Origin of the sequence: Burkholderia sp. Bp9142, assembly GCF_003853415.1 — a bacterium.
GTDB lineage: Bacteria > Pseudomonadota > Gammaproteobacteria > Burkholderiales > Burkholderiaceae > Burkholderia.
In genome coordinates this window covers 1-4,390 of sequence record NZ_QTPP01000075.1, presented here as the reverse complement: position 1 = coordinate 4,390, position 4,390 = coordinate 1, and the positions used below count along the sequence as shown (strand labels likewise).

General features: G+C 56.6%; 3 protein-coding genes and 1 pseudogene. All 4 read left to right on the top strand.

Annotation, left to right across the window (positions count from 1 at the left end; genetic code table 11):
• Positions 1-1,156 (top strand): RHS repeat-associated core domain-containing protein (locus tag DIE22_RS37595; RefSeq protein ID WP_260426872.1); only part of this gene is annotated, 1,156 nt, incomplete at its 5' end.
• On the top strand, positions 1,153-1,611 hold the full coding sequence (locus DIE22_RS37590; RefSeq protein ID WP_124501195.1) for an Imm30 family immunity protein: 459 nt from the start codon (positions 1,153-1,155) through the stop codon (positions 1,609-1,611). The genes DIE22_RS37595 and DIE22_RS37590, both read left to right, overlap by 4 nt.
• Before the next feature lie 216 nt (positions 1,612-1,827).
• Positions 1,828-3,789 (top strand): annotated as a pseudogene (locus tag DIE22_RS37585) (RHS repeat-associated core domain-containing protein); the annotation flags it as partial.
• Entirely contained in the window at positions 3,779-4,177 is a 399-nt protein-coding gene (locus DIE22_RS37580) for an SMI1/KNR4 family protein (protein ID WP_124607533.1), read from the top strand. The pseudogene DIE22_RS37585 and the gene DIE22_RS37580, both read left to right, overlap by 11 nt.
• The last annotated feature ends 213 nt before the right edge of the window (positions 4,178-4,390 follow it).

Here is a 4,390-nt window from a genome sequence, read left to right as displayed (position 1 = left end):
GGCGTATGCGGGGATGCACTTCGAGTACGACGCACGCGGAAATCTGGTGCGCAAGCGTACGCCGGCGGGGGAGCAGGAATATCAGTGGGACGAGTTCAATCGCTTGCTGTCCGCGCGGGTTGCGGAGACGTCACGGCAGAGCCAGGCGCGGTATTTCTATGACGCGTTCGGCCGCCGGATCGCGAAGGAGGTGAACGGCGAGCGGACGGTGTTCGGGTGGGATGGTGACACGCTCGCGTACGAGAGCGATGGCGAGCGGGGCACGCACTATCTCTACGAGCCGGGGACGTTTGTACCGCTGGCGCAGTATGTGGCGGGACCGGTCGACGGAATCGTGACGCCGGAGTGGAAGAGTACCGACCGCTATGTACCGGAGGAAGATCCGCTGCAGAAGGTGCCGGAGCGGCGGGCGGAGGCAAGACTGCTCTATTACCACTGCGACCAGATCGGTACGCCGCAACTTCTTACTGACGACGATGGCGATGTTGTGTGGGAAGCGTCGTACCGAGCGTGGGGGGAAGCGCGGGAGGTGATCGCGCGGGCGTCGAAGGCGGCGGGGATCGTGGCGAGGAATCCGTTGCGGTTTCAGGGGCAGCAGGTTGATGAGGAGAGTGGACTCGCTTATAACCGGCATCGGTACTATGATCCGCAATGCGGCAGATTCGTTAGTAAGGATCCGATCAGGTTGCAAGGCGGGCTGAACGTCTATCAGTACGCGCCCAATCCCGTTCAGTGGACCGATCCAACGGGACTTACACGATGCTGTTGCCCGTCGTTGCTTCCCGGCGAAGGCGATGTCGGGAAATACAAGGATTTGAAGAGGGCTGGATCAACCGGTGACAACCTTACTCCGCATCATATCCCATCCGATGCATATATGGAGGGGATTGGTGTGCCAGGTTATTCACGTGGCGACGGTGTGTCTATTAATATGGAAATGCCTCCGACTGGGGGGCGTCATCGTCAAACTAGTTCTTATGGGGCAAGCCCTGACCTAACAATAACGCCTCGGGATATGTTGGCGCAGGATATTCGAGATGCTAGGCGAATTTACCAGGGCCAAAACTGTTATACATCTAAAGTCCGTGCTGGGTTGCAGCAGGTTATTGCTCAAAACAAGGCTCAATATCCATCGACATTTGGGAAGGGGTTATGAAACAAGGCTGCTTGGAAGATTTGCTGCGTGTCCGTCAACTTGGATCGCCGGATGACGTCGCTGTATTTGATGGGGTGCTTGAAAGTCTTGGTTCCGAAGTGTTGTCCAAAGGAGATCTTGTGGATCTCCTTTCTGTGTTTATTGATCGGACTAGAAATGAAGAGGTGATGTATGGTCTTCTTCATTTAATAGAGGCGAGTGATATAAATTTGGTTGTAAGTGCTCTGATGCAGGCGGCTCCGACTATGAAAATAGTTGCATCTGAGTGGCTGGATACATTCATCTATAGGTTGCTGAATGGTGATCATTCTCGGGGTGCGTTGATTGATCATCTAACACAGAGCGAGGGAGCACCTGGTGGTGTTGAAATTGTTTCTCGGCTTGCTGCTATGAAAGATGATGCATCCGAGAAAATTAGAGAGAGAGTTTCATTTGTTTTGTTGAAATTGAGCTGAATATATAAATAATGTATCAATTGGCCGTTAGCGAGCAGCGGGGTAGTTGCACGTTAAGACAATGCGTAGGCAAGACAGCGGTGATGCAGGCATCCCTGTGTTTCTGTCGGCTTGCAAACCGGACTAGATGTTGAGCTGGCAGAATGGGAGCGTTGACGCGGCCCTTGGTGTTATTGGCGGTTTGGGCTGAAATTGTTGCCGCAGGACCAGTCTTGTCAGATAAGTCACGATAGCGGCAGCCTCGTTTCGATTGATGAGGCGGGTTGCGTGACGTCGATGGACGTCGACGCAAGCGGCCGTCTGATGAAGCGTGTGGCAGGGGAAAGCGAAGAACGGTTTGCTTACGATCCGAGCGGTAGGCTGATCGGCGCGGTGAACCGGTACAGCCGCGTGCAGTTCTTCTTCGATCCGGTCGGCAATCTGGTGCGCGAACATCATGTGTACGATCTGTTCGGCGAACGGCGCAGCTACGTGTGGCATCACGAATACGACGAGCTCGGCAACCGACGACGTACCGTGCGGCCGGACGGGCATGCGGTCGATTGGTTGATGTATGGGTCCGGCCATGTGCATGGGATGCTGCTCGATGGCGAGGAGCGCGTGCAGTTCGAGCGCGATGATCTTCATCGCGAGACGGTACGTATGCTGTCGAGCAAGGTCGGGCAGCGCACGCACTACGATCCGGCGGGACGCGTGCTGCAGCAGACGATCCAGCGGTCGACGTCGCCCGCGCCGCTTGCCGAGCGGCGGTATCGCTATGACGCGGCAGGACAGTTGTCGCGGATCGAGGATAGCCGCAAGGGCGGCACCGACTATCGGTACGATCCGGTCGGGCGGTTGATCGAGGCGATCAGTCCGGTTGCGAAGGAGCGGTTTGCGTTCGATTCGGCGAGCAACATCATCGATCCGGTGCGAACTACGGAAACGCCCGCGTCGCGTCCGAGCCCGGTGCGGCCGGAAAGCACGTTGCCAGTCGAGGTGCCGAAGGTGCTCGGCAACCTGCTGAAGGCGTATGCGGGGATGCACTTCGAATACGACGCACGCGGGAATCTGGTGCGCAAGCGTACGCCGGCGGGGGAGCAGGAGTACGAGTGGGATGAGTTCAATCGCTTGCTGTCTGTGCGGGTTGCGGAGACGTCGCGGCAGAGCCAAGCGCGGTATTTCTATGATGCGTTTGGTCGCCGCATTGCGAAGGAGGTGAACGGCGAGCGGACGGTGTTCGGGTGGGATGGTGACACGCTCGCGTACGAGAGCGACGGCGAGCGCGGCACGCACTATATCTACGAGCCGGGGACGTTTGTACCGCTGGCGCAGTATGTGGCGGGACCGGTCGACGGAATCGTGACGCCGGAGTGGAAGAGTACCGACCGCTATGTACCGGAGGAAGATCCGCTGCAGAAGGTGCCGGAGCGGCGGGCGGAGGCAAGACTGCTCTATTACCACTGCGACCAGATCGGTACGCCGCAACTTCTTACTGACGACGATGGCGATGTTGTGTGGGAAGCGTCGTACCGAGCGTGGGGGGAAGCGCGGGAGGTGATCGCGCGGGCGTCGAAGGCGGCGGGGATCGTGGCGAGGAATCCGCTGCGATTCCAGGGGCAGCAGGTTGATGAGGAGAGTGGACTCGCTTATAACCGGCGCCGGTACTATGATCCGAGTAGCGGACGGTTCATCAGCAAAGATCCGATCGGGCTCCAAGGCGGGGTCAACGTTTATCAATACGCGCCAAACGCGATAAGCTGGATTGACCCGCTTGGCTTGGCGTGCCGCCGCCCGGGCGGCTATCGAGTGAACGATGCTGATCAACACGGCAACCTTAGCCCCCAGGCGAATCGAGCTCCGGGTAACACGAATACGGTTGCCGACGGGCTGGTGCAATCGCATCATCCGATTCAGCAGGAATGGGCAAAGCAGCAGGTTTTCGCTAACGGGACCTATAGTTCACGATCTGCGCCGGCGGTTTTGCTGCCGAGCACTTCGGGCTCCGTGCATGCTCAAATCTCCGGTATGCAGCGGGCATTCCGAAATCAATACGGCTTCAATACGGATGTACGGACGGAGTTTAATGAGGCCGCTCGACAGATGAGGGCAGCAGGAGTTCCAGAAGATGTCGTGAGACGAGCGATGCGGCAAAATTACAAGTATTTTGACTGTTTGGGAGCTTTCAATGCTAAATAAAGCGAATCTTAGCCAACACTTCGAACTTAGAATTCCCGCGTCGCCTAGCCAGATTCATACTGCTGAGGCGAAGGTCGGGCTGTCTTTTCCTAAAGAATACGTTGACTTTCTTCTAATTACCAATGGACTCAATTCGGCTGGCTGCTTGGCTCTACACGAGATAGAAATTTTGCCTGAGCGAAACGTCGAATATGAAGTACAGAAGTACCTTCCTGGATATTTCATGATTGGGGATGATAGCGGCGGTCAAGCAATTCTGATCAATGCTGCCGGAGAGGTGTTTGAAGTAGGGATGGGAGTAATGAATCCAAAATTTTTGGAGCGATCAGCCGATTCACTGACCGATTTGTTGGTGAATCTTAAAGGTTTGACGCTTGGGGAGAGGTGAGCTCAAGGCTGCGCCACCCGGAGTCGTTGATTAATCTCGGCGAGGGCGATTTGCGTCTGCTGGGCAGACGATTGCGTATCGCTACGACCGTCTCGGCCGCTTGTCCGCGCTGACCGATGCCAACTTTGCGACATATCAGTTCCACTACGATCCTGCAGGGCGGCTGATCGAGGAAGTCGCGTTCGACGGCAAGTCGACGCGCTATCAATACGA